This is a genomic window from Streptomyces sp. NPDC002698, from assembly GCF_042888945.1.
Lineage (GTDB): Bacteria > Actinomycetota > Actinomycetes > Streptomycetales > Streptomycetaceae > Streptomyces.
Window position 1 is genome coordinate 86,480 of the sequence record NZ_JBIAQM010000026.1, and the last position, 23,307, is coordinate 109,786.

Genomic DNA, 23,307 nt, shown 5'->3' on the forward strand with positions numbered 1-23,307 from the left:
CTGCGCCCCGCCTCCTGGGCCACCGGGCGGGACCGCACGGCGAGAAGTCTGCCTTTGACAAAGCCCACCGCCCGTTCCGGGGGAGCGGGTCACTTCGCGCACGCTCGGACGCCTGCCCCGCACCACTGCCCTGCTCGCCCTCCAGCGGAAGGGCGGCCCGCCCCGGCCCGCACCGGACGGCGACCGCGCCACCCACCCCGACGCCGTCCCGGGCGCCGACGACGTCGTAAAAGCCACCCGCACGGGATGCGAGCAGTACGTCGAGAACAAGCAGCGCCCGTCCACGAAGGACCACGCCCGCACCCTTTCGCTGCGTGCGCAAGCACTGCGTGCCGAGCAACAGCCGGACTCCAGCGTGCTGTTCACGGACCGCGAGACCGGCCAGGAACATGGCCCGCAGCTGCATCTCCGTGAGCTGGGTGAAGTGCGCGGTGGGGGAGCGCCCGGCCGCGAGGAGCCGGGGCCCTTCTGCACAACTGCGTGCCCGGCAGTACGAGGTACGGCCGAGTCCGGTGGAACTCGGTGGCCCTTCGGGGCCGGCTCTGCGTACGTTCGGCCGCATGGCTGACGACTGCTTCGGGCATCCACGACTCGCCGCGATCTACGATCCGCTCGACCCCGACCGCGGCGATCTCGACGCCTATCTCCGGATGGCGGAAGAGTTCGGGGCCCGTCAAGTCCTGGACATCGGCTGCGGCACAGGGGTGTTCGCACTCCTCCTGGCCGACCGCGGGATCGAGGTCGTGGGCGTCGATCCCGCCCGGGCGTCCATCGACGTCGCCCGGGCCAAACCGGGCAGTGAGCGAGTGCGCTGGATCCGCGGTGACGCGACGGCCCTCCCGCCGCTTCAGGTCGACTTCGCGACGATGACAGCGAACGTCGCCCAGGCCGTCGTCGGTCCGGACGCCTGGCAGGAGACACTGCGGGGATCCTACGAAGCGCTACGGCCCGGCGGACACCTGGTCTTCGAGACCCGCGATCCGGCCGGACGCGCCTGGGAGGAGTGGACGCGCGAGAACTCCTACCGCGTGACAAAGATCCCGGGCGCCGGCTCCGTCGAGAGCTGGGTCGACCTGATCGAGGTGAGCCGACCTCTGGTGACCTTCCGCTGGACCTACGTCTTCGCGGCGGACGGACAGGTGCTGACCTCGGATTCGACGCTGCGCTTCCGGGAGCGCGAAGAGGTCGAGACAGACCTGGTCGCACACGGCTACGTGGTCCAAGACGTGCGCGATGCGCCTGACCGGCCGGGCAGGGAGTTCGTCTTCCTCGCCCGACGCCCCTGATCCTCGGCGATCCACGCCGCTCGGACTTCGATGGCACACGCCCGGAGTTCGATGACACAGGACAACGACCGGGCGCCCGGCTCGTTGTGACCGAGCGCCGCAGTCGACCCCTACGGCCGACTGCGGCGCTCGGCGAGAGAGCCACAGTGGCCGGGAACCGGGTGGGACGCGAGCGGCGACAGCCGTTCGAGCCGGACCGGACGGCGTGCTCCCGCGCGACCTCGGCGCCTATGCCACGGGACCGAGGTCGCCTTCGACGACGGTCCGGATGATGGGGGGCCGGTCCCACAGGGCGAGGAGTTCGTTGGCGAGGTCCGCGACAGCCAGGGGGTCCTCGTCGTGCCGCACCTCGATCGCGGCCGCCGACAGGCCGCGCGGAACGGCTTCGGCGTCGAGGAGGACGCGCCATTCCTGCGGACCGAGTTCCAGGTACTCCAGTCCGGACAGCTCGGCGACCTGCAGTACGTCGGCGAGCGTGCCGGCGTAGGCGGTGAGGGTCCGCAGCCGCGGCAGCCCCATCAGCGGCGCGAGGCTGAGCGGCGGACCGTCCCACACGCCGATGGACAGGACTTCCAGGCCGGGGTGGGCGGCCTCCTCGATGCTCCGCAGGCTCGAGGTGTTGACCCAGGCCACGGCCGGCGGCTGCTGAACCGGCAGGCTGCCGGGTTCCGCGCCGGGCCGGTCCAGCACCATGTCGGTGAGGGAGTCGGCGACGAGCGCGGCGCCGACGTTCTCCTCGTGGGAGAGGATGATCACCTGTCCGGTGTGTCCGCGGGGGCCCGGCGTCAGATCGACGGCCAGCCGGTCGCCGCCTCCGTTGTCGCCGAAGACGATCCAGCCCGGTGATCCGACCAGCCCCTGCACGACGGCGTCGGGCCGCATGTCGACCGCGTCCATCGCCGCGAACTGCCAGGGGCAGTGGCGCGTCGCCGCCTTGGCGACATACAGGTCCTTCAGGCCGAAGAGTTCGCAGCGGACCGCCTCGGAATGGCGTTGCGCCGCCTCGTAGTCGCCGTGCCAGTCCTCCCAATCTGCCCGTGTCACCCGGTAGAGCGCCTTGAGCTCGTCGGGCAGGACCGTGCCGAGGCGCGACTCCGCCGCGGCGATCTCGGCCTCCGTGGCCCCGACGGCGTCGGGCAGCCGTTCGCGCAGCGTCCGCTCCAGCACGGCCGGGTCCGCCGACGGCGCCGGCACCGCCCCGGGCACCGGATCAGGAAGACGATGCCAGGGCTCGGGAAGCGCGTCCTCGACCAGGACAAGGGCCCCCGGATGCGGGCCGATGCCGGACTCCACGGCCGGACTGGGCTTGAGCAGGTGCAGCAGAGTCCTTCCCGCCGGCTCGATCTCCACCGCGAACGACACGTCCTCGACGCCGTCCTTCGCCAGAGCACCGCGCACCCGCTCCACGGCGTCGTACTCGTCCCGCATGTCGTCCAGTTGGGCGGCTCGGCCCGGCGGCGGCAACCGTCGCTCCAGGGGCACGCTCCACCCGCCCTGGCCGATACTGCCCACCACACGGCCACCGGGGCCGGCGAGGCGCTCCGTGTGTTCCGCTCGCAGGAGCCGCAGGAGGGGCTCCCACGTCACGAAGTCGTGAATCGAGAGAGCGGGGTTCCGCTGATCATCCATGCGCAGACCGTACTCGGGGCCACTGACACCCGGCCCTGTCGCTCCCGCCGTCGGAAAGCCGAGCGCACGATCGGCCGGTGCATGAACGCCCGTTGAGTGAAAGGCCGTTGAGTGAACGGCCTGCCAGTCATCAAACGAGATCTTGTCCAAGGCCACCGAGTGCCGACTCATGCGTTGATCTTGCCAACTGGGGTCAGCCGCGCTACGAGTTCAAAACTCACTCGGATCCTCAGGACCCGGTGTCTTGTGTGTCCGAGACCAGGGGGCAGGGCCCCTCAGGTCGATCCGCACGGCCGGGCCGGACGGCGTCCCGGTCTACGTCGTCCCGGGCGACCTCTCCGCACACAAGGGCGGGCAGATCCGGCGCCGGGCCAGGAAGAACCGCGTCGAACGGTGCTTCACGGGTGCTTCCGGAAGTCATTCGGTCAGCGCTGCCTGGAGGGCGTTGAAGGTCTCTCGCAGTTCGGGGGTGGTGATCGGATCGATCTCCATCTGAAAATGGCACACGTCGTCGTCTCCGTTGGGCGTGAGCCGCACGAAGAAGGCGTAGCCGTCCTCGACGGGCTCCGCCGTCAGGGCCAGAGGGTTGTTGCGGCCGGGGCTCACCGCCTCGGAGAAGCGTCCGCCCGACGGGGCCCGCAGGCGAGAGAGCATCCTTGCCGCGAAGCCGGCGACCTCTGCGGTGCTGAGGCATGCCGTGAAGTCGGCTGTCAGGCAGGAGCACCAGTCGGCTGTGACCTGCCAGCTGTCCTTATCGGTCCGAGCCAGGTCCAGCCACGCGCTGTCGCTACCGAGGCGTATCCGCGGCTGTTCCATCGGCTCGTCCTCCGATCCGTACCTGAGTCCAAGATCTTATGGTGCGGGCCTTCCCGCCCGCAGCCCCCCGCGACTCACCACCTCGCACGTCACCGGCCCGGCAGACCTTCCCGGTCGGAGCACCAGCGGCATTGCCGTCGGTCGACGACGTCCCCCAGCCTTCGGCCGGGAGGTGCCCCCACCGCGCAGCCTCCCTCCTCCGCCTCGCAGTCGCACGCACCACACCCCGCTCACCGGCACTCACCAGGGGTCGTCGGGATCCTCCACCGTGATCGACCGGGCAGGTCCTGGGGGCGGTTCCCGGGCTGGCCTCGGTGATCTCCCGGGGCCGCGGAGGGGCCGGGGGCGCGGGTGCCGCCTCGTGGCCGCTTTGGGGCGGACCCCGTCATGGTCCGTGGCTGTCTCGGGGCCGAGGTGGGAAAGGCTCCTTGTGGGGCTTGTGTGGCCGCTGCGGTGACGGGGCCGGGTGCGCGGGCCGGCGACCCGGAAGCGGCCGGGCGGCCCGGCTGGCCGGAAGTCGTTCTCCCGGTGGTCCGTTCCTGCATGCCGATGGAATATTTCACTCCATTTATTTATATTCGCACGCATGTTTCAGCTCCATTAATCCGCTGATGCATGCCTTTTGATCTTTTCTGGATCCCCCTCACAGGCAACCCCCACACAAGCTCCCGAATGCATCAATCCGGACATGTTGTCGCCATTGCGCATGATCGGGAATTCGGCGCTGTGCGCCACAAGGGGGAAGGTGGCTTTCGGTCATCCGTCAAGCGGCTCCTTGACGCCCCCATTTGGCGCAGGGCAGGATTTGCCGAAGAAACCAGCCATAGGAGTTGATAGTGGTTACTGGATTGGTGGTCAATCCGGCTCGCTACAGTCAGTTCGGGCCGGCGGAGGGAAGTGTTTTCTGCCTGGTCACTAATCCGGAGATCGTCGACCTCATCACCGTGGTGCGCGACGCTCCCTACGCGGATTACCGGACGGTACTGATTTCTGCCGGTGATGATTTCGATCAGCTTCTGACCGATGGCACGATCCCGGAGGAGTCCCACACGCTGGTGATTTCTCCCTATCGTTTCTTCGAGTCGCCGGCGCCGGAGGTCCTCGGCGGCAGGCGAAAGCTTCTGGGCATGGCCAGCAACTCCACACCGACCACACCCGAGGTCATCGAGCACTTCCTCAAGGTCATGGAGAAGAGCTCCGCCCGGGAACAGACCGAGTTCAGCGAACGGTTCTTCGAGCTGGCCGAGTCGACCGAGAACCTGGTCTACGTGGACGAGAGGCACGGGACCCGCGCGGTGCTCGACCACTTCGCGGAAGGCTTGGTGTGGAATCAGCAAGCCGGTTTCCTGGAGTGGGGAGAGCAGCAGATCGTCCCCTCGGGTGAGATCAGCGTGCTCCCGATCGAGATCATCGAATTCGACGAGAACCTCTATCTTCCGCTGGAGGGGCAGGTCGCCTTCCGCGGATTCCCGATCCTGCACAGCGGAACGCCGTCCTTCAGCCGCCGCGACCAGGCACGCCTCCAGGAGGGGCTGGCCGGCCTGCAGGAGCACGCGATCGTCGCGGACGTGACCAAGGGGAAGATCACCTCTCTCCGGCCCTTCGAACCCGAGGGAAAACCGGTGGCGGAGGTGTTCGACGCGCTGATTTCCGTGGATTCCCGCTACGCGCTCGTGTGGGAGATCGGCCACGCGCTCAATACCAGCCTGGACATCCTGCCGGGCAACCACGCCATGAACGAGGTGTACGGAGGCGAACACGGCTGCCTCCACTGGGGACTCGGGCTCACCCCATTCACCCAGTACCACCTCGACATCATCTCGCCGGACACCACCGTGTACACCGAAAACGGTGAAGTGGTCCTGGGCGACAAAGGCGGCGCTCCTTCCGTGCGCATTGCCGGTGGTTTCTGACCCGGCTCGGCGGTAACGGCAGGAACGTTAATCCATAACAGACAGGAGGTGTATTCCCATGAAGAAGACCATCAAGGTTCGCAAGAACAGCAACTACCTGGGCACCCTTCTGGGCTGAACCCGATCCGGCTGACAAACGAATCAGCCGCCGGCGAGGTGGGACGGATCATTCTCCGTCCCACCTCGCTGCACCACCACGGAGCCGGGAGCCGGTCCAAAGACCCATGAGAATTCTGGGGGAGCTGTGCAGCGTATCGTCGTCCGGCCCGAAGCCTATCGGCAGTTCCCGGCCGGACAGAATTCATTCCTCATCATCGACAAAGAATTCCTCGACCTTCTGGCGCCGGCGGAAGCCGCTGACGAAACCTCCGGGATCCGGCGTCATTCCCCCACCGTGGTGCCCGTGACCGGACAGCCGCTCGCGGAACTGCTCCGTACCGCCGTACCGGAAGACGCCGCCGTGCTCGCGCTGGTCCGGCCCGACACACCGCCCGGCCCGGAACCGGTCGCGCTGCCCGGCCAGACGGTCGCGGTGGTTCCCGTACAGCCCGGGCCAGGAGCCGCCGAGCACGCCGCCGGACTTCTGCGCCTGCTGGAGCTGGCCGACCCGGAGACGGAGCGGGCAGCGGCGGACCGTCTGCGGAGCCGGCTGGCCAGCGGCGGCCCGCTACGGCTGAACGACGCGCTGACCGGGTCGCAGGCCCTGCTCACCCTGGAAGGCGGATCCTGGCGGGAGCGTGCCGGGATGTTCTCCGCCGGATCGGTGCACACGGCACCGAACGGCTCGCTGCGCTGGGACCCCGCGGCCCCGCCGTCCGCCGACCGGCTCACCGGCCAGGTCGCGGTCAAAGGCTGGCCGGTGGTCACCGGCGCTCCCGGAACCGATCCGGCACAGCTGCGCCAGTACTACGAGCGCCTCGCCGCCCTCACCCACTTTCCGCTGGTCGTCACCTTCGAACACGGAGCCGTCACGGACATGAAGCCGGCCTCCGGCGGTTCCGGACAGGCCGCGGCCGCCCTGGGAGAGCTGGTCGGCACGGCCGCGGGAGGCGGTGCGGTCACCGCCGTCGAATTCGGTGTGGCGCTCGGCCGGCAGCCGCTGCCGTTCAACACGCAGGCGAACCTCGCCAGCGCCAGGACCGCAGGGCCATCGGTCCGGCTGTGGCTGGGACAGCTCTCCCGCCCCGGCTGGCAGGTGTCCCTGGAATGCGCGACCAGTGTGCTGTCGGACGAGGCCGGGACCCCGCTGGCCGGGGCACTCGCGGCGCCCCGCCGCCGCCTCAACCGCGTCTCGTCGGCCGGCTGCGGCTGCCACTGATGGGCACTTTCGAGCAGCTGCCCCGATGGGAACAGCGTTTCAGGGCAGCCCGGTTCACCCTCCCGGCATGGGCCAAACAAGCCCCCGAACGCTGCGTCTTCGTCAGCGACCGCACCGGGACGGCACAGGTGTACTTCTGGGACCGCTCCCTGGGCGAGGTCCGTCAGGTGACCGACCGGCCGAGCGGCGCCCGGCACTGCGCGGTGGAGTCCTCGGGCCGGGCGCTGTGGTGGTTCGCCGACACCGACGGCGACGAGTTCGGCCAGTGGATGCGCCAGCCCCTCGACGGCGGCCCCGCGGCGCCGGCCGCGCCCGGCACCGGAAAGAGCTGGCCGTCCGGCCTGGCGATGGGCCTGGCCGGCCACACCCTGCTGGGGTGCTCCACCGAGGAGGGAACCTCGATCCACCTCGTGCGGCCCGGCGGAAAAACCCGCGACCTGTACCGGCACAAGGAGGCAGCGTATGCGGTCGATCTCTCCCGGTCCCTGGACCTCGCCGTCATCGCCCACAGTGAACGCGGCGACCTGTGGGACCTGGGAGTCCGTGTGCTGGACCTGCGCGGTGCTCCCGTCGCCGACATCGCCACCGGCGGAGAAGGACTGCAAGCCATCGGCTTCGCCCCGGTTCTCGGGGACAGCCGGCTGCTCCTGCTGCACCACCTGGACGACCGGTGGGAACCCGTGATCGTCGATCCGCACAGCGGAGAGCAGAGCGACATCAGACTGCGCCTTCCCGGCGACCTGCAGGTGGAATGGTGCGCGGGCGGATCCGCGCTCCTGATCCAGCAGGACCACCAGGCCCGCTCGCGGCTGTACCGGTACGACCTGACGGCGCGACAGCTGACGGAACTGCCCGTCCCCAGCGGGACGATCGAGCACGCACGGGCCCGCCCGGACGGCGACGTGTGGCTCCTGCGCTCCAGCTCGGCCCAGCCCCCGCAGCTCACCTCACTCGCCTCGGCACCGGGGTTCCCGGCCGGCCTCCTGCCACCGGAGTCGGTGGCCGCACAGGATCTGTGGGCGGACGGGCCGGGCGGCCCCGTCCACGCCCTGGTCAGCCTTCCCCCCGGCGTTGCCGGACCCTGCCCGGCGGTGTTCCTGCTGCACGGCGGCCCGGACGAGCACGACCAGGACGCCTTCGACCCGGTCGTCGCGGCCTGGGTCGACCACGGCTTCGCCGTGGTACGGGTGAACTACCGCGGCTCCACCGGGTACGGCCCGGCCTGGACCGAGGCCCTGCGCCAGGCCGTCGGCCTGACCGAACTGGAAGACGTCGCGGCAATCCGGTCGCTGGCCGTCCAGCAAGGACTCGTCGACCCCGGCCGGCTGGTGCTGGCCGGCTGGTCGTGGGGCGGCTACCTCACCCTGCTCGGGCTCGGCACCCAGCCGCTGGACTGGGCGGTCGGGCTGGCCGGAGCGCCGGTGGCCGACCCGGCGGCCGCCTACCGGGACTCCATGGAAGAGATCAGGGCGCTGGACCGCAGCCTGTTCGGCGGGACTCCCGACGAGGTCCCCGACCGGTACCGGGCAGCCTCCCCGAGCACCTACCTCGGCTCGGTGCGCTCCCCGGTGCTCGTGATCGCCGCCGCCAACGACGCCCGCTGCCCGCCGGGGCAGATCGAGGCGTACGCCGAGGCGCTGTCCGAACGCGGTGTCCCCTGCGCCTACCACCTGACCGACGACGGACACAGCACCACCTCGGCCGACAACCGGGTGGCGCTCTTCCGCCTCCAGCTGGAATTCGCCATGACCCATCTACGGCCGGCCGGGCCACCGGCCGGCCAGACCATGTGAGTGAGGTCCGCCCGTGCTGCGTGAGACACCGTCCGGCCGCCCCGCCCGACGACGGGACCAGCTGCTGCGCCCCGCCACCGCCCCCGCCGCCTGACCGGTTACTCCAGGGCTCCCTCGACCGCGGCCAGGTGCTCGCGGAAGGTGTAGTGCGGATCTCGGCGGTGGCGTTCCACGTATGCGTCCCAGTCCAGCTGACGGCGGACGCTGACCCCGTCGAGGACCAGTTCCGCCTGGCGGCGCTCGGCGCGCACGATCCCTTCGGCGGTGGCGAGCACCCGTTCGCGCGCCCCGGCCGGCACCACGACCGTGCCGTCGGCGTCCGCCACCACCCAGTCACCGTCCTGGCCGGGCATCTTCGCCGCGGTGAGGTTCTCCCGGCCGGCACGCGGCCGCGGCGAAGCCGGACACGGCCCCTGGCTGAAGACGGGCAGGCCGATCCGGGCCAGCTGGGCGGTGTCCCGGTGACAGCCCCAGACCACCAGCCCGGCGATCCCCGCCGCCTGCGCCTCCAGCGCGACCAGGTCGCCCACGCACGCTTCGTCGGCCAGCCCCGCGTTGCAGATCAGCAGCACCTCCCCGGGGACGGCCCCGCAGATGCCCTCCAGGATCGACGCCACCCCCTCGTCGTGCTCGATGCGGCGCACCGGCCCGGCCAGACGCATCCCCTCCCGCACCGGCAGCAGAGCACAGGGCGGGAGCTCCAGATGAACACCCAGCCGGACCCCGGCGTCCCAGACGGCCGCCGTCGGCCACGGCGGGCCGGCCGCTGTCCTCGATCGTCCGGGCCGCGACAGCTCGTATGCGGTCATGATCCTGCCTTCCGTGCGAAGTTCCGTTCCATGGACAGGCCGCGTCACCGCAGCGCGAGCCGGGTCAGCGCCGTGGCGGCCGCGCCCAGAACCACCACGAGCAGAACCGGCCAGTCCCGCCACACCCCGACGGCTCCCACCGCGAGCCCCGCCGCCCGCGCGTCGAACGACAACTGCCGCCCGTCGGCGAAGATCTGGGTGGCGATCAGCGCCGCCAGCAGAGTCGGCGCCATCAACGCCACCATCCGCTGCAGCCAGTTGGGCAGTGCCCGGCCGCCCAGAAGCACGGGGCCGGCCGCCTTGAGGAGCACCGAGACCACTCCGACCGCCAGGACGATCGTCCACGCGCTGCTCATCGCTTCCTCAGCCCCAGCAGGCAGGCGGACGTCGCCGCGATCAGCGGCACGCCCGGCGACGACACCGGGACCATCAGCAGAGTGACAGCCACTCCCAGCACCGCGGCCAGCAGCGCCAGACGCCCGGAGATCTGGCCCTTGAGCAGCGCCAGGAAGAGCACCGGGGACACCACGTCGAGCCCGAACCGTTCCGGATCGCCGAGGAAACCGGCCCCCAGCACCCCTACGGCGGTGCCGCCCACCCAGGCCGCGTAGATCAGCACGCCCGCGCCCAGCAGCCGCCCCCGTGAATACCGGCCGCCGCCGATGTGGCCGACGGCCCAGGACTCGTCGACCACCAGCTGCGCCGAGAGCAGCCGTTTGAGGATCCCGCCGGTCATCGCCGGGGCGATGCTGATGCCGATGGGCAGATAACGGGAGTTGAGCAGTGAGGCGGCCACCACCGCCGCGGCCACGCCGCCGCCGGTCCCGAGCACCGACGCGCCCGCGAACTGGGCCGATCCCGCGAAGGTCGTCGCCGACATCACCAACGGGGCCAGCCAGCCCATGCCGGCCGACCGCGCCACGATCCCGAAGGACACCGCGAATCCGAACACCGCGACCCCGAGCGGCAACGCCGTGCGCAACCCGTACCGCACCTCCTCGCGGAATGCTGCGGGCTTCTCCGGCGTCGTAGTTGCTGTGTGCGTCCCGGGACCGGGTAACACTGGGGGGAGCGAGTCCATTTGCCCTCCGTTTTCACACGGGGTTCGACGGGTTGGACGAACGACGGCGGAACACGGTGTCGCACGAACCTGTGCAAGGGCCTGACCTTGCGGCACCCTTTCTCAAGAATAGTACGGAGCCATGATGCGTTTTACTAGTTACTTTGATGAGGCGGCCACGTGGGCCGAGGATCTGGTCAACACCCGCAACATCATTCGTGACGTGGAGAAGATGGCGGACGTCGCCGACCTGGGACGGTTCCTCATCGACCACGGCCTGCGCATCGACGGCGTCCCCAGCACCGCCGACCTCGACAGGGCACGCCGCCTGCGCCCGATACTCCGCCGTGTCTTCGAGACCGACGACGAGGACGCGGCGGTCGAGCTCCTCAACGGTGTCATCGCCGACCACCACGGGGTGCCCCACTACGTCAGGCACGACGGGCTTCCCTGGCACCTGCACGTCAGCACCGACGACCACGCGGCCGTCGACCAGTACGCGGCCAACGCCGCCATGGGCCTGCTGGCGGTGATCACCAGCACCGGCCTGAACCGGCTGCACACCTGCGGCGGAAACCGCTGCGCCGAAGTGTTCGTCGACATCTCCCGCAATCAGTCGCGGCGCTACTGCAGTCCGCTCATCTGCGGGAACCGCGCGCACGCCGCCGCGCACCGGGCCCGTCAGAAATCGGTTCAGCCCTCGAAGTGACCGCGGTCGCTGCCGCCGCCAGCCGTGCCGTCACCGGTACGCGCAATCGCAGCACCGCGGCGGCGATGCCCGCGGACAGCAGTGCCAGCCCGAGCCACAGCCCGCCGGGGGACAGGGCGAGGCCGACGGTGAACAGCAGCGGCGCCGCGGTGGTGCCCAGGCCGACGAAGAACTGCCCGACGCCGATGTAGCTTCCTCTGCGGTCGTCGGGCGCCAGGCCGTTGACGATCACCATGCTGGTGACCGACGTGATCAGCTCGCCGACGGTGAACAGGCAGACGGCCAGGACCAGGGACACCACCAGCACGGTGCCCTCCACCCGATGGGTCGTCAGGAACACCAGGAACGTCAGCGCGTAGCCCGCTGTCCCGCAGGCGAGCATGCGCATGGCCGGGCGGCGTCTCGTCCGCTCCGTCACCGGGAGCTGGAAGAGCACGATCAGGCCGGTGTTCACGGCGAAGACCAGGCTGACGGTCCAGGCCGGCTCGTGGAGGTACTGGATGAGATAGACGGGCAGTCCGACCTCCACCGCCAGACCGACGAGGTAGAGCAGGCCGCTGAGCACGGCGATCCTCAGGAACAGCCCGTCCCGCCAGGCCCCCGTGGTCCGTTCCGCGGCCTGGACCGCCGCCGCTCTGACCGGGCGCAGCGGCAGGTACAGCGCCGCGGCGACCACGAAACTCACGGCGTTGGCCCAGGCCAGCCAGTGGTACCCGCCGCCGGGGGACGACGCCAGGAGCAAGCCCCCGATCAGCGCGCCGCCGCCCATTCCCGCGTTGAGCGTCATCCGTGACAGCGCGAACCAGCCGGGCCGCTCGTCGTCCGGCACCAGTCCCGCCACCAGCGCCTGGCTCGCGACCTGGTCGGTCCTCTCGGCGAGCGAGACCACGGTGGCCAGGGCCACGAAGGCCGCCAGATGGTGCACGAACGGGTAGGCGGCGAAGACCGCGGCCCGTATCAGGGTGTCGGTCACCAGTACGTTGCGGGCGCCGAACCGGTCGACCAGGCGGCCGGTCCGGGTGACTCCCGCCACCCCCAGGCCCATGGCGACGGTGTAGCAGGCTCCGATCTGCACCATGGGCGCCGCGACCTGATGGTGGAAGAACAGCAGGGCGAAGGGGTAGAAGAGCCCGGTGCCGGTGGCGTTGACCAGACCGGCCACGCCGTAGCGCGCGGCGTGCCGGCCGCGGGGGAATCCCATGCGGGAGGCGATGGTCACAGCTGTCCTTTCAGCGCGGTGACGAGGAAGGACCCGACATCGGACCAGGCCCGGATCTCGTTCTCGCGCCGGGTGAACCCGTGTCCCTCGTCCTCGTAGACGTCGTAGCGGACCTCGACCCCCCGGGCCCGCAGGCCGGCCACCAGCCGATCGCTCTCGGCGCGGTTGACCCGGGGGTCGCGTGCTCCCTGTATGACGAACAGCGGCGCCACGATCCGGTCCGCGTACGTCAGCGGGGAACGCGCGGTCAGCATCTCGGCGTCGGCGTCGGGGTCCCCCACCCAGCGGGCCATCAGAGGCCGCCAGGTGGGCGGAACGGAGCGCGCGAACGTGACCAGGTCGGACTGTCCTGCCACCGAGACCCCCGCGGCCCAGTACCGGGGCAGCCTGGACAGGCAGGACAGGGCCGCGAACCCGCCGTAGGAACCCCCGAAGACCGCGATCCGGCCGGAGTCGGCCCACGGCTGTTGCCGCAGGTAGTGCGCGGCCTGTTCCAGGTCGCGCAGCTCGTCGCCGCCCCAGTCCCGGTGGATCAGCCTCTGGTACGCCGCACCGTAGCCGGTCGACCCGCGCACGTTGGGGGCCAGCACGGCGACGCCTGCCGCCAGCAGGTACTGGTACAGGCCCGCATACCGGTACGTGGGCCGCTCCTGGTCCTCGGGCCCGCCGTGGACGGACAGGACCACGGGGAACGGGCCGGTCCCGGCGGGACGGTACTGGAACGCGGGAATGTCACGGCCGTCGTGCGCCCGGTAGCGGACCGGTTCCGGCGGACCGGAGCCGGACCTGCCCCCGGCCAGGGCGGGCGGACGGTTGTCGGTGAGATATCCGAAAGCGCCCTCGTCCAGATCGACGGCGCAGACTTCGGCCGGCCGGGCCGCCGAGTCCAGAAGGAACGCCAGCCGTCGCCCGTCCCGGGAGACCGCCAGCGCGCTGATCTGCCCGGCAGGCACGTGGGGCAGGGCGACGTCCCTGCCGCCGCGGCGGACTTCCAGGACCGAGGTGCCGTCCTGGTTCACCGTCCACGCCAGGGTGCTGCCGTCGGCGGACAGAGCCGACTGCTCGGCATCCCACCGGGGTGTCGAGACGGGGCGGCCCGGACCGTCGGCCAGGTCGTGGAGGACCAGGACCTTGTGGTCCCGGCCGGCGTCGGTGATCTCGTAGAAACCCGAACCGTCCGGCGCCCACGGTCCCGGCAGATGCTGTTCGTCCCCCTGGTGGGCGGTCACGCACTCCAGCTGCCCGCCCCACTGTCCGCGGTCGTCGAGGTCCAGCAGGAACAGGTCGGTATCGGTACTCGCGTGAAGTCCCCAGACCAGCAGCCGTCTGCCGTCCGGCGCGAATCCGGCCGGCTCCACCACCAGATCGGCCGGGCCCTTAAAACGGCTCGGCTCCCCACCCGGCGTCCGGTCCCTCACCACGATGTCCTGGACGCCGGGATCACGGTCGTTGACCGCCGCGACGATCTTCGTCCCGTCGGGCGAGAACGGTGCCGCGGCAAGGAAATGGCATGCTTTCGCCGTCGTCAGCGCCTTGGGCCGCCCGCCCGCGACGGGCACGGTGTAGATCTGGCGCAGTTCGTCGCCGTCGTGATCCGCCGAGAACACCAGAGTTTCCCCGTCGGAGGAGAACGCCACCTGCCGCACGGCCCGGTCGGTGAACTTCGTCAACTGCCGTGCCGGCGCCCCGGAGAGGAAGTGCAACCACACGTTGTACTGCCCCGACGCGTTGTTCGACGAGGCCACGGCAGTGCCGTCCGGCGATAACGCGAGCGTCTTCTCATAACGGCATTCAGGGACGAACAAGCGAAAATCAGACACGCCGGCCCTTTCTGATCTGCCCGCACGGTGCGGTGTGCACGATGCGGTGCGCCCGGCCCGGACGCGCAGAACGGAATGCTCCACTCCCTCTAAGGGATAATCAGCCATAGTTTCTATAGCTGATTACTTTCAGGATGATGAGGGCGCCTCCGGAACCTGTCAAGGAAAAACGACCCCGTATCCGCAAATGACCCACGCCTGTTTCCGGCCACCCGGACCGCGTTCGAGATCCGCCGCGCCGCGCAGCGGAAGCGGCCGTCGAACGCGGTGCTGTTCTTCCGGGCTGCCGAGACCGTCCCGTGTCTGCGACACGTGCGGGCGGACCAGGGGTGCTGCGGTACCGACTTCCTCGCCCGGCCCGGGAAGCCGCCGGCATCACCGTGGAGGCCGTACAGCGCCACGACGGAGGATTCCGCTCCACCTGGGCGAAGGCAGAGACACCGCCTCCGGCAGTGCCCCTCTTCGCGGTGGTCCCGCGGCGTTGGGGGGGCGGAGCGGACGTTCACCTGGCCGGGACGATGCCGCCGCCCGCCGAAGGACTACGAATACCTGCGGGTGTGCTCGGAGAACGCCACCTACCTCACCACGACCACGCTCCTCGTGCGGTTCGCGGCCCATCGGGAGTCCTGCGACCGGGACGCGTCCGGTACCGGCTCGCCCTCCGCCGGGGACTGTGTCGCCCCTACGGTTCGCCTGACTGCAGGTGAACCGGATCGGTCGTGATCCACCTGAGAGCCCGCCGGGGCTTGGACCGTGCTGCCGGAAGCGTGATCACGCGGCGCCCCTAGCCGGGGCCGGTGCCCCCGGGGCACGTCACAGCGCGAACACCGGGACCCCGGGAGTACGGGTCACACCGCGCACCCCCCGCGCCCGCGAGGGCGCCGCGGACGGCGGCGCGAGGGCCGGCCCGATCAGCGGCATGACGGCCGCCAGCATCTCCGCCTCGCTCGCGGTCCCGTCCACGACCAGATCGGCCGCTGCCCGGGAGGGCGCGACATGGGCAGCGTGGCGGTCCCTGCCGGTCTGCAGATAGTTGCGCAGGGACAGCCGGGGGTCCTGCCGCTGCACCTCGATCTTCCGCAGGATCTTGCGGGCCAGGCGTATGTCGTCGGGGGTGTCGACATACACCCGCCACGCCGCCCGCCGGACCACGGACGGCAGTGACAGCGCGAACAGGCCCTCGACCACCACCAGCAGCACGCCGGGGCGCAGCAGCGCCGCGTCGATGGCGTGTGCCACCGCTGCCTCGTCGATCGACCCCGGATGGTTCCAGTCGAGGACGGCGTGCCCGTCGGCACTGACCGTCCACACACCCCTCAGGGGGTCGTGCGCGGGCACGTAGTGGTCGTCCAGATGGACCAGCGCAACGCTCTCGGGACACTGCAGCGACAGGGCTTCGGCAAGGGTGGACTTGCCGGATGCGGTGCCGCCTGCGACCGCCATTACACCCGTCATACCGGGCGCTCCTCATGTGCTCAAAGGGGATAGACGAAGCGGCCGGACAAGCCGGGTGCAGGGAATGTACGGCGGTGTGATCGCCCATGGCAAGCAGGGAAACGCGGCCCGGTGCAGCGAAGGCCCGGGGCCGCGGCCTTCGGCCGACCTGCGCACCGGTCTCGGCGATGCCGCAGACCTTCAGCGTGCCGCTGACGTCCTGCTGGATCAGCCCGATCAGCCCGATCAACACGTTCACCGCCGTGGCCGCCCTCGTCGTCACCGCCCACGCCGCACCCGACCTCGCCCGCCGCCTAACCCTGCGCCGCGCCCTCCACCAACTCCTGCGCACCCTGCCCGGCGCCTGAGCACCGCACCTGCTCCCCAGCCCGAACATGTCACGGCCACCCCGGGCATCCGGTGCGGCCGTGACATGCGCTCACGCCGCACCAGCGCATGCCGAGCGTCCCCTCACATCATCAAGGCACCCGGGCTAAAGGCTTGGATGACCCTCAAAGGCATGAGCCGTGTTCGGTGGCACGAGCCGACGCACGCCTACGCATCCGCGCTTCGCGATCGCAGGCCGGCAGCCGCGCTTGAGCCGGTTACCGACCTGGTCGGCCCGCTCGGGAACGGGCTGAGCGATTCCGCGGCACCGCAGGCAGGTGCGGATCGCCTTCGAGCTGCGGCCCTTGTCGCCCAGGACGTGGGCGGGCCGGATCTGGCCCTCGCTCGGGCCCCTCGATCCGAGCGGCACGGATGATCATGCGTCCTCTACCCTGACGGAGTTTCAACCTTTTCGAGCCAGGGGTGGGGATCCGTATGGCAACGCGCACGACCGACGGGACGGGACCGGGAGGTGGCCGGACGCTGCTCGCCGCGTTGGTCCTGATAGGTGTTCCGCTCGCCCTCGTCGGAGGCCTCGCCTCCTGCGTCGCCTCCGAACTGGGTTATATGCCGGGTGACTCGATCGAACGTGCCTGGGACACCCCGTACGACCGGACCGCTGCCAAGTACGGCAACGCGGCCTGGGCCGTCGGCGACACCGTCGTCCGCAGCCGCTTCGACGCCGTCACCGCCTTCGACGCCGGGACGGGAAAGCGCCGCTGGGAGTACGCCGTACCCGGCCGGGCCGAGATCTGCGCCACCAGTACCACCGCCGCCGACTCCGTCGCGCTGATCGCCCTCAGCGAGAGCGGCAAGGGCTGCGCCACCGTCGCCGCGATCGACCTGAAGGACGGCCGCGAGCTGTGGCGTACCGGCCGAGGCCCGGGCTCCGGTGATCCGGCTGACGACGCCGACGTCGTCGCTACCGGCGCCGGTCTCGCAGTGCTCCGTGACGAAGGGGACACGGCACCGGACGCGGGCGCGCGGCCCGCCCTCCGCGGCGATGGGGCACTGCGCGCCTTCGACCTCCGAACCGGCGCCCCGCGCTGGAAGGCGGCCGTGCCGAAGGACTGTTTCCCCCGCCGGGCCGCAGTCGCGTCGAATCAGGTCCTGGCGTTCCTCGCCTGCGACACCGAAGCAAAGGTCGCCGCCTTCGACCCGACCGACGGCAAGGAGCGGTGGACCGTTCCACTGGGCGGCCGGCGACCCATCGCCGCGGACGCGTTCGTATCCTTCCTGTCCGCCGAACCGACAGTACTGAAGGTCCAGGAGCCGAAGGAGCACGGCGTACACGCCTACCTCGCCTTCGAGCCGGACGGCCGCCGTCAGGGACAGATCGACATCATCGGTGACGACGCCGCCGTCACCGACGGGAAACTCTTCGCCGCGTCAGGCGGCGTCGTCGCCTTCGACCTGGCGACCGGGAACGAGGTGTGGAGCTCGGACTCCCTCGGCACCGGGCGGAGCATCACGGCGCTGCACGTGGGAGGAGGCCGCGTGACCGTCCTGACCCGCTCCAGGAAGAACCACGACGAGCTGTACGTCTACGACTCCGCGATGGGCGACACCGTGGACGAACGCACCTTCTCCCGCGACACGGACGACGGCAACGCCGAGCTCACGGGCCTGTTCCGGTACAAGGACCTGTTCATCGCCGCCCGCTGGGGCGACGGCGCCCGGCGGCCCTTCTCGGCCTACCGGACCTGGTGACGACGGCAGGGAAGAACGGTCCCCTCTTCCCTGCCTCCCTGGACCAGCAAGATCCACCTGGCCTGCGACGTTCCGGTCCTTCGCCGTTGCGACCCACCTCTTCATCCAAGGGCTGCCGGGCAGCACCGAGATGTTCGGTACGGCCGCCACCGCCTGGGCGGCAGCCATCGCGTTTCCTCCCGTCCCGTAGAAACCCCGCGAAAACACAGAACGCATCGGCCCGGACCTACGAGTCCGGGCCGATGCGTTCCTGCGCCGAACCACGATCCGCGACAGTCACATGGAGGCCGAGACGGTGTTGTGCCGGGTTTCCGCGAGGTGGATGTCGATGTACCGCGTGAGGGTGAGCGCGTCCTGCGGCTCATCGGCTTGGAAAGTGACGCGACGCAGCAGACTGACGCCGTCGAGCGCGACACCCTCGCGGGCGAGGACGAAGACGAGGACGAGGAAAGCGGACCGGGCGTTGCCGTCATCGAAGGGATGAAAGAAGCACACGTCCAGATAGGCGCGTGCGGCCCGGGCGGTGAGGGGCAGGGGCCGCTCAGCGATCCGCGCGCTCTCGGCCAGACAAGCGTCGAGTCGGGCCCGGGTGTCCGGACCGATGCCGTACCGTTCCCGGCCTCCCTTGGCGAAGGCCGGCAGACTGCGGAACGCCGGCGACTGCTGTGTGCCCAGGACCTGCTGCTGCCAGCGCTGCAGCACCTCGAAGTCGAGGCCGGAGCCGCGCGCCGCGTCGGCCCGCAACATTTCCAGGGCGGTCAGCAGGCCTTGCGCGCGGGCGGGATCCAAGGCGCCGTCGAAGGCGCGTATGTCCTCCGCTGCGCCATCGCGCGACGGGACCACCGGTTCGTCCCGGCCGCCTTCCGGAACCCCCTGCCAGGCAATGCTCTCGCGCACCACGAGCCAGCGCTCAAGGTGATCCAGCGTCGGCCTGGCGGATCGTGCGCCGTCGTCCGGCCGCACCGACAGCGCGAGGCACTCCGCGACATCCTCGACCAGCTCCGGGTCAGGGCCGGTCCAGCTCGAGAACCGCCCGCCGATCGCCTCGTCGACCAGATCCTGTGCGAGGTCGGGAGCCACGCCCCACCGACTGAGGAACCAGGTGAGCACTTGACGGCAGTGTCCGTGCCAGCCGCTGCCGCAGCCGGTCCGGTCGGTCACCTGCAGGATCAGGTTGCGGGCGGCACGCTCCCACAAGATCCGCTGATCCTCGACCTCGGCCAGGTTCAACGGGTACGCGTCGAACCACCCGGCGAGACTCTCCAGCCACTCGCGCCACTCACACAGCGCTGCGACGACACGGGCGATCGTCTCCTGCGGCGTGGTGATCGAGTCGCGCGGACAGCACCAGCTCCCAACGGGTCCTCCGTCGAAATCGCCTTCGTCGTGCGCCCAGCGCCAGCCCACCGTCCAGGAGCCGTAGCGCTCGGCGAGGGCGTGCGACATGGCGTCGGCCCAGGGCCGTCCCTCGCCCGAGCTCCAGGCATTCATCGCCGGGTCACCGAAGGGGATGTCGGGACGGCTGGGCACCCTCCGTGCAGGCCCGAGCGACCGCACCACGTGCGGAGCCGATGCGCTGTCGAAGAGATGACGGACGGGATCCACATCGCCCCAGGTCAGAAGACGGGGGGCCAGCTCGACAATCACCGCGCAAGCCTGCCACGTCCACCCGACTGCGGGGCAAGCGGATTACCGACCGAAGTGCTCAAGCGTCAGCCAGAGCGGTCTGCCGTTTTCCCATCGCATCAGAGCTGTCTCTGGATCTTGTCCTGAGCTGCTGGTTCGCCAAGTGGAGCGAGAACACACCTCGCCGGATTCTCAACAAGCGTGGCTTCGGCGGAATCCCTGATGACCGTCTGTCGCCCTCGGCTGGGCGTGCGTCATGGTGGGGTGATGAGCACCGAAGCAGAACCGGTCGAACACGATAACCGGTGGATCTTGAATCTCCGAGGGCAGGGCGTTGCTCGGATCACTGTCGACTACCGCCTCACGCTGGCCCTCGACGAAGGTTGGGAAGTCGTACTCGAAACGCCTGCTCGGCTCTCGTCCGGGCCGGCCCACACCAATCCCGACGTGCTTCTGGTGCCGGAGACTCAGGACGTGGCCGCAGCCCTCCCGCTGTTCGGGACGAAGGTCGTCTCTGCGGTCGCCTTCAAGTCCGGCACGCTTCGGATGGTGTTCGAGGATGGCACGCATCTGACGTGTCCAACCGATGCGGCGTTCGAGGCGTGGCAGATCACAGGACCTGGAGGATGGCGGTTCGTGTCCCTGCCAGGAGGCGACCTTGGCGTCTGGTCCGCCTCCGCGGCGAATGAGAATCCGCAAGGTCGGTCTGCCGAGCATTGAGAATCTGCCAGCTCGAGTGCGACGGGACAGCCGTCAGCCGCCCGCGCAGCGATCCTGGTGACAACAAGCCTGCGCGTGACAACCAACATGCTTCGGCTCAATCCACATGCCACGTCCCTCCGGGAATCAGCTACTCACCAGCGCATGCCGAGCTCATCGAGTTCCGCCCGCCGTTCAGGGCTCAACTTGTCGGCTCTGCGTCGGGTGTTGTCGAGCCACGCCCCGAGTTTGTGTTCGATGCCGTCCACGATCTCTACCGTCTTGCGGGGCACGGTCAGATGGCCTTCGCGGGCACGGTATTGGCGGGCCGCAGCAAGGTGGATAGCCCACCGGTCGGCCTGCGTCCGTCGTGCCGGCTGCGCTGCCGTTTCCTGCGGCGTGAGCGGTTCGAGGCCGAGGACGCTGTCGAGGAGCCACCGCTGCACCGGCGTGAGCTTCTCCCACCCGGTCCGCTGCGCGCGGGTCCAGGTGCCGAGGTCTTCGCCCTGCACGATCACCTCGCCCGCCACCGCGGGCAGGGTTCCGCCGGCCCGGGTGTGGGCGAGCGTCAGGGCGAAGCAGCGTTGCCAGTCGATGCTCCAAGCGGGGCACCACGCCGGGTCGATCGCATCGAGAGCGTCCATACGGCTCTCTGACAGCTCGCCGACGTACGAGATACCCGTTTCCCCGGCGGCGCGTCGTTCGGCGTTCTCACGGGTTTTGCGGGCGGCTGCGCGTTGGTTCTTGGCCCAGGTCCCGATGGCCAGAGCGCCGTTACTGCTGCCGCCGCCCCAGACGGCATGGGTGGGTGGGAGGAAGTGTCCGTGGACGGCCGCGTAGTCCTTGGCGACGGCGAGGCCATCGGCCCAGGCGGTGTCCCACGCCGACCACACCATCCCGAGCGCCTCGAGCTCCAGAACACGCTTGGCCTCCAGCGTGCCGGCCGCGTAGGAGCGCCGTACGTCTGCCAGCCACCGCCCCAACGGATACCCGCCCAGAGCACCCCAGTCCTCCGGCGCCTCGAAAACGTAGGGCACCCGCAGCTCCGTGCGGCCGGTCTCGCGCAGCCACCGCGTCGCGGCCTCGATGCCACGACGCCAGTAAGCGCCCTCGGGGTCGATGATCCGCAGCCGGATGAACCGGGTCAGCGCGAACGGATCGCGCTCCTCACTGAACCGCAGCACACCGGCCGCGGCCGAACTGACCCGTGCAAGGCCCCGCTCCTGCTCGCCGCCCTCACCCTCGAACCCGCCCTCCACACCGTCCTGTTCGAGCCCGGGACGACTGTTGCGGATCCGCGGGTCCGCGAGCGCCTCGATCGTCTCCGTGTCGTGCGCCCGCAGCGCTCCGAGGACCTTCGTGAGGGTGCTGAGCGAGGTTGAGGTGAGCATGTCGTTCGGATCCTCGTCCGGCCCGAGGAATACCGGAACGATCAGCGTGGCCAGTTTCCCCGTCCCGGGATGCATACGCAGTGCCCGGCCGACCATCTGCACGATATCGATCATCGACCCGCGCGCGTCCGCGAAAAGCACAGCATCACACTCAGCCGTATCGACGCCTTCCCCAAGAACCCGAACCGACGACAGAACACGCAATGCAGCCTGAATATCCCGCCCCTCGAATTCCGGTCCTCCGAGAAAATCGGAGGCGAATTCATCCAGTACCCGGCGGCGGTGGAGGGGAGCGTGTTCGCCGTACAGCCAGTCCGCCCACACCCGCTCCGCAGCAGGGAAGGTGCCCGGGTCGTCGCCGGCGAGACGGGCCGCGACAGCCGCCACCCCGACCGCCATCGCCTCCGCCTCACCCACCCGACTGTGAAACGCCAGCACACGCCGGAACCGCTCCTCCACCGCTGCGCGCATCAACCCGGCCTGGACGGCCGCCAGTCGGGCCCCGCGCACGGCTGCGGACCCGGTGTCCTCGCTCGTCAAGGCGGCGTAGAGGTCGGGGTCGCGGATGTCGAGACACAGCACCTGGTACGGCGCCACCAGCCCCAGCCGGATCGCCTCCGACAACCGCAGCTTGTACGCCACAGGCCCGAACACGGGGGAGTCCTCCTCCATGCTCGCCACCAACCGCGGCCTGTCACCCTCCGCCTCCCAGACACGCGCCGTCGCCGTCATGTAGAGCCGCCGCACCGCCGGGATCAGCCGCTGGTCATGCACCGCCGCCCACGGCCGACCCGCGTCACCGCTCACCCGGTGGGCCTCGTCCAGGACCATCAGGTCCCAGACCGGCAGGCCGGCCTCATGCGCACGCTGGAGGATCCCGAGCCCGACCGACGCGTAGGTGGCGAACACCGTCACGCTCTCCAACTCCGACACCCAGACGGTCAGTTCCGCAGGGTCGGTCGTACAGGGCATGCCCTCGCTCTCCTCGGCCCGCAGCGAGCACACCCCGACCATGGCACCCCTATGGCCGCCCCGCCGCCACGCGGAAGCCTGCTGCAGCAGCAGATCCAGGGTCGGCACCAGTACCAGCGTCCTGCGGGCGGAAAGGCGAATTGCGGTCTCCACACTCATCAAAGTCTTGCCAGACCCCGTACAAGCAATGACCTGCGCCCTCAACCCCTCCGCGGGCATACGGCCACCAGGCGGATCCGACAGAGCCTGGAGAATCGAATCAACGGCCTCCACCTGATGCGGACGCAACGTTACGATCGCCATGAGAATCTCTTCTCCCGCCCTCGGAAGGAGTGAATTTGAGGGTCATGCAAGAAAGGAAGACAAGAAACCAGGAGACCGTTCTACTCTCCATGGTTCGGCCCGCTCTCCTCTGGAGAGGTACCTATCCAGGATCCCAGAACTTATCTGCAGAGCCAAAGTGACGCACACGCGATGTCCGAAAATGGTGACATGTGATCGACCACTCAGGAGTCGACTACAGGAACGCGAGAGCCCCGCTCCCGTAGCTGCGGCTTTTCTGACGCGCCCGGAGGGTGCGTCAGCTCCCTTGCCTGGACTGCGGAGCAGGCCGGGCAAGGGGTGTGATCCGGCGTCAGCCGGATCCCGTCTGATCGCGGAGCGATCAGACGGCGGAACGGAGTTCAGCCATACCGCGCGGAGCGCGGGGGAGCGTA

Annotated in this window: 18 protein-coding genes and 1 pseudogene; 8 read left to right on the forward strand and 11 right to left on the reverse strand. The window is 69.8% G+C overall.

Annotated features, from left to right (window positions below; all coding sequences use genetic code 11):
- Positions 1-560 precede the first annotated feature (560 nt).
- On the forward strand, positions 561-1,286 hold the full coding sequence (locus ACFYW9_RS29535; RefSeq protein ID WP_389156482.1) for a class I SAM-dependent methyltransferase: 726 nt from the start codon (positions 561-563) through the stop codon (positions 1,284-1,286).
- 228 nt (positions 1,287-1,514) lie between these two features.
- Here ACFYW9_RS29535 and ACFYW9_RS29540 read toward each other — a convergent pair whose 3' ends face one another.
- Positions 1,515-2,915 carry an SMI1/KNR4 family protein gene (locus ACFYW9_RS29540; protein WP_389156485.1) on the reverse strand — a complete coding sequence of 467 codons (1,401 nt, stop codon included), beginning with the start codon at positions 2,913-2,915 and terminating at the stop codon, positions 1,515-1,517.
- A 417-nt stretch (positions 2,916-3,332) separates the two neighbouring features.
- Positions 3,333-3,731: a hypothetical protein gene (locus ACFYW9_RS29545; protein ID WP_389156488.1), complete on the reverse strand. Its 399-nt coding sequence runs from the start codon at positions 3,729-3,731 to the stop codon at positions 3,333-3,335.
- 836 nt (positions 3,732-4,567) lie between these two features.
- Here ACFYW9_RS29545 and ACFYW9_RS29550 point away from each other — a divergent pair.
- From ACFYW9_RS29550 to ACFYW9_RS29560, 3 genes are all read left to right on the forward strand, one after another.
- Positions 4,568-5,644: a hypothetical protein gene (locus ACFYW9_RS29550; RefSeq protein ID WP_389156491.1), complete on the forward strand. Its 1,077-nt coding sequence runs from the start codon at positions 4,568-4,570 to the stop codon at positions 5,642-5,644.
- A gap of 403 nt (positions 5,645-6,047) precedes the next feature.
- A complete protein-coding gene (locus ACFYW9_RS29555) occupies positions 6,048-6,962 on the forward strand; it encodes a hypothetical protein (RefSeq protein WP_389156494.1) in 915 nt (304 codons plus the stop codon).
- Positions 6,962-8,755: a prolyl oligopeptidase family serine peptidase gene (locus ACFYW9_RS29560; protein WP_389156497.1), complete on the forward strand. Its 1,794-nt coding sequence runs from the start codon at positions 6,962-6,964 to the stop codon at positions 8,753-8,755. The genes ACFYW9_RS29555 and ACFYW9_RS29560 overlap by 1 nt, the downstream gene beginning before the upstream one ends.
- A gap of 98 nt (positions 8,756-8,853) precedes the next feature.
- Here the strand turns inward: ACFYW9_RS29560 and ACFYW9_RS29565 are convergent, their stop codons facing one another.
- The 3 genes from ACFYW9_RS29565 to ACFYW9_RS29575 are packed head-to-tail and all read right to left on the reverse strand — an operon-like array spanning position 8,854 to position 10,546.
- A complete protein-coding gene (locus tag ACFYW9_RS29565) occupies positions 8,854-9,564 on the reverse strand; it encodes an RraA family protein (RefSeq protein WP_389156500.1) in 711 nt (236 codons plus the stop codon).
- A gap of 44 nt (positions 9,565-9,608) precedes the next feature.
- The gene (locus tag ACFYW9_RS29570) at positions 9,609-9,920 is read right to left on the reverse strand and encodes an AzlD domain-containing protein (protein ID WP_389156503.1); all 312 of its coding nucleotides are present in this window, start codon (positions 9,918-9,920) and stop codon (positions 9,609-9,611) included.
- Complete coding sequence (locus tag ACFYW9_RS29575) at positions 9,917-10,546, reverse strand: AzlC family ABC transporter permease (RefSeq protein WP_389156506.1); 630 nt, start codon at positions 10,544-10,546, stop codon at positions 9,917-9,919. Before ACFYW9_RS29575 ends, ACFYW9_RS29570 begins: the two co-directional genes overlap by 4 nt.
- Positions 10,547-10,766: 220 nt before the next feature.
- Between ACFYW9_RS29575 and ACFYW9_RS29580 the strand changes: the two genes are divergently transcribed.
- A complete protein-coding gene (locus ACFYW9_RS29580; RefSeq protein ID WP_389156509.1) occupies positions 10,767-11,333 on the forward strand; it encodes a CGNR zinc finger domain-containing protein in 567 nt (188 codons plus the stop codon).
- Here the strand turns inward: ACFYW9_RS29580 and ACFYW9_RS29585 are convergent.
- The 3 genes from ACFYW9_RS29585 to ACFYW9_RS29595 form a co-directional block, all read right to left on the reverse strand.
- A complete protein-coding gene (locus ACFYW9_RS29585; protein ID WP_389156512.1) occupies positions 11,263-12,552 on the reverse strand; it encodes an MFS transporter in 1,290 nt (429 codons plus the stop codon). The two genes, ACFYW9_RS29580 and ACFYW9_RS29585, sit on opposite strands and share 71 nt — an antisense overlap.
- Complete coding sequence (locus ACFYW9_RS29590) at positions 12,549-14,297, reverse strand: S9 family peptidase (RefSeq protein WP_389156515.1); 1,749 nt, start codon at positions 14,295-14,297, stop codon at positions 12,549-12,551. The genes ACFYW9_RS29585 and ACFYW9_RS29590 overlap by 4 nt, the downstream gene beginning before the upstream one ends.
- Positions 14,298-15,185: 888 nt before the next feature.
- Complete coding sequence (locus ACFYW9_RS29595; protein ID WP_389156518.1) at positions 15,186-15,827, reverse strand: uridine kinase; 642 nt, start codon at positions 15,825-15,827, stop codon at positions 15,186-15,188.
- A 167-nt stretch (positions 15,828-15,994) separates the two neighbouring features.
- Between ACFYW9_RS29595 and ACFYW9_RS29600 the strand changes: the two genes are divergently transcribed.
- Entirely contained in the window at positions 15,995-16,174 is a 180-nt protein-coding gene (locus ACFYW9_RS29600) for a hypothetical protein (RefSeq protein WP_389156521.1), read from the forward strand.
- A 221-nt stretch (positions 16,175-16,395) separates the two neighbouring features.
- On the opposite strand, the pseudogene ACFYW9_RS29605 reads toward ACFYW9_RS29600, so the two are convergent.
- Positions 16,396-16,524, reverse strand: a pseudogene (locus ACFYW9_RS29605) (IS5/IS1182 family transposase); the annotation flags it as partial.
- A gap of 104 nt (positions 16,525-16,628) precedes the next feature.
- Between ACFYW9_RS29605 and ACFYW9_RS29610 the strand changes: the two are divergent.
- Positions 16,629-17,903, forward strand: a complete 1,275-nt coding sequence (locus ACFYW9_RS29610) for a PQQ-binding-like beta-propeller repeat protein (RefSeq protein ID WP_389156524.1) — start codon at positions 16,629-16,631, stop codon at positions 17,901-17,903.
- 276 nt (positions 17,904-18,179) lie between these two features.
- Here the strand turns inward: ACFYW9_RS29610 and ACFYW9_RS29615 are convergent, their stop codons facing one another.
- Complete coding sequence (locus ACFYW9_RS29615) at positions 18,180-19,550, reverse strand: Fic family protein (RefSeq protein ID WP_389156527.1); 1,371 nt, start codon at positions 19,548-19,550, stop codon at positions 18,180-18,182.
- 246 nt (positions 19,551-19,796) lie between these two features.
- Between ACFYW9_RS29615 and ACFYW9_RS29620 the strand changes: the two genes are divergently transcribed.
- Entirely contained in the window at positions 19,797-20,249 is a 453-nt protein-coding gene (locus tag ACFYW9_RS29620; protein ID WP_389156530.1) for a DUF6188 family protein, read from the forward strand.
- Between the two features lie 134 nt (positions 20,250-20,383).
- Here ACFYW9_RS29620 and ACFYW9_RS29625 read toward each other — a convergent pair whose 3' ends face one another.
- A complete protein-coding gene (locus ACFYW9_RS29625; RefSeq protein WP_389156533.1) occupies positions 20,384-22,894 on the reverse strand; it encodes a Helicase associated domain protein in 2,511 nt (836 codons plus the stop codon).
- Positions 22,895-23,307 lie beyond the last annotated feature (413 nt).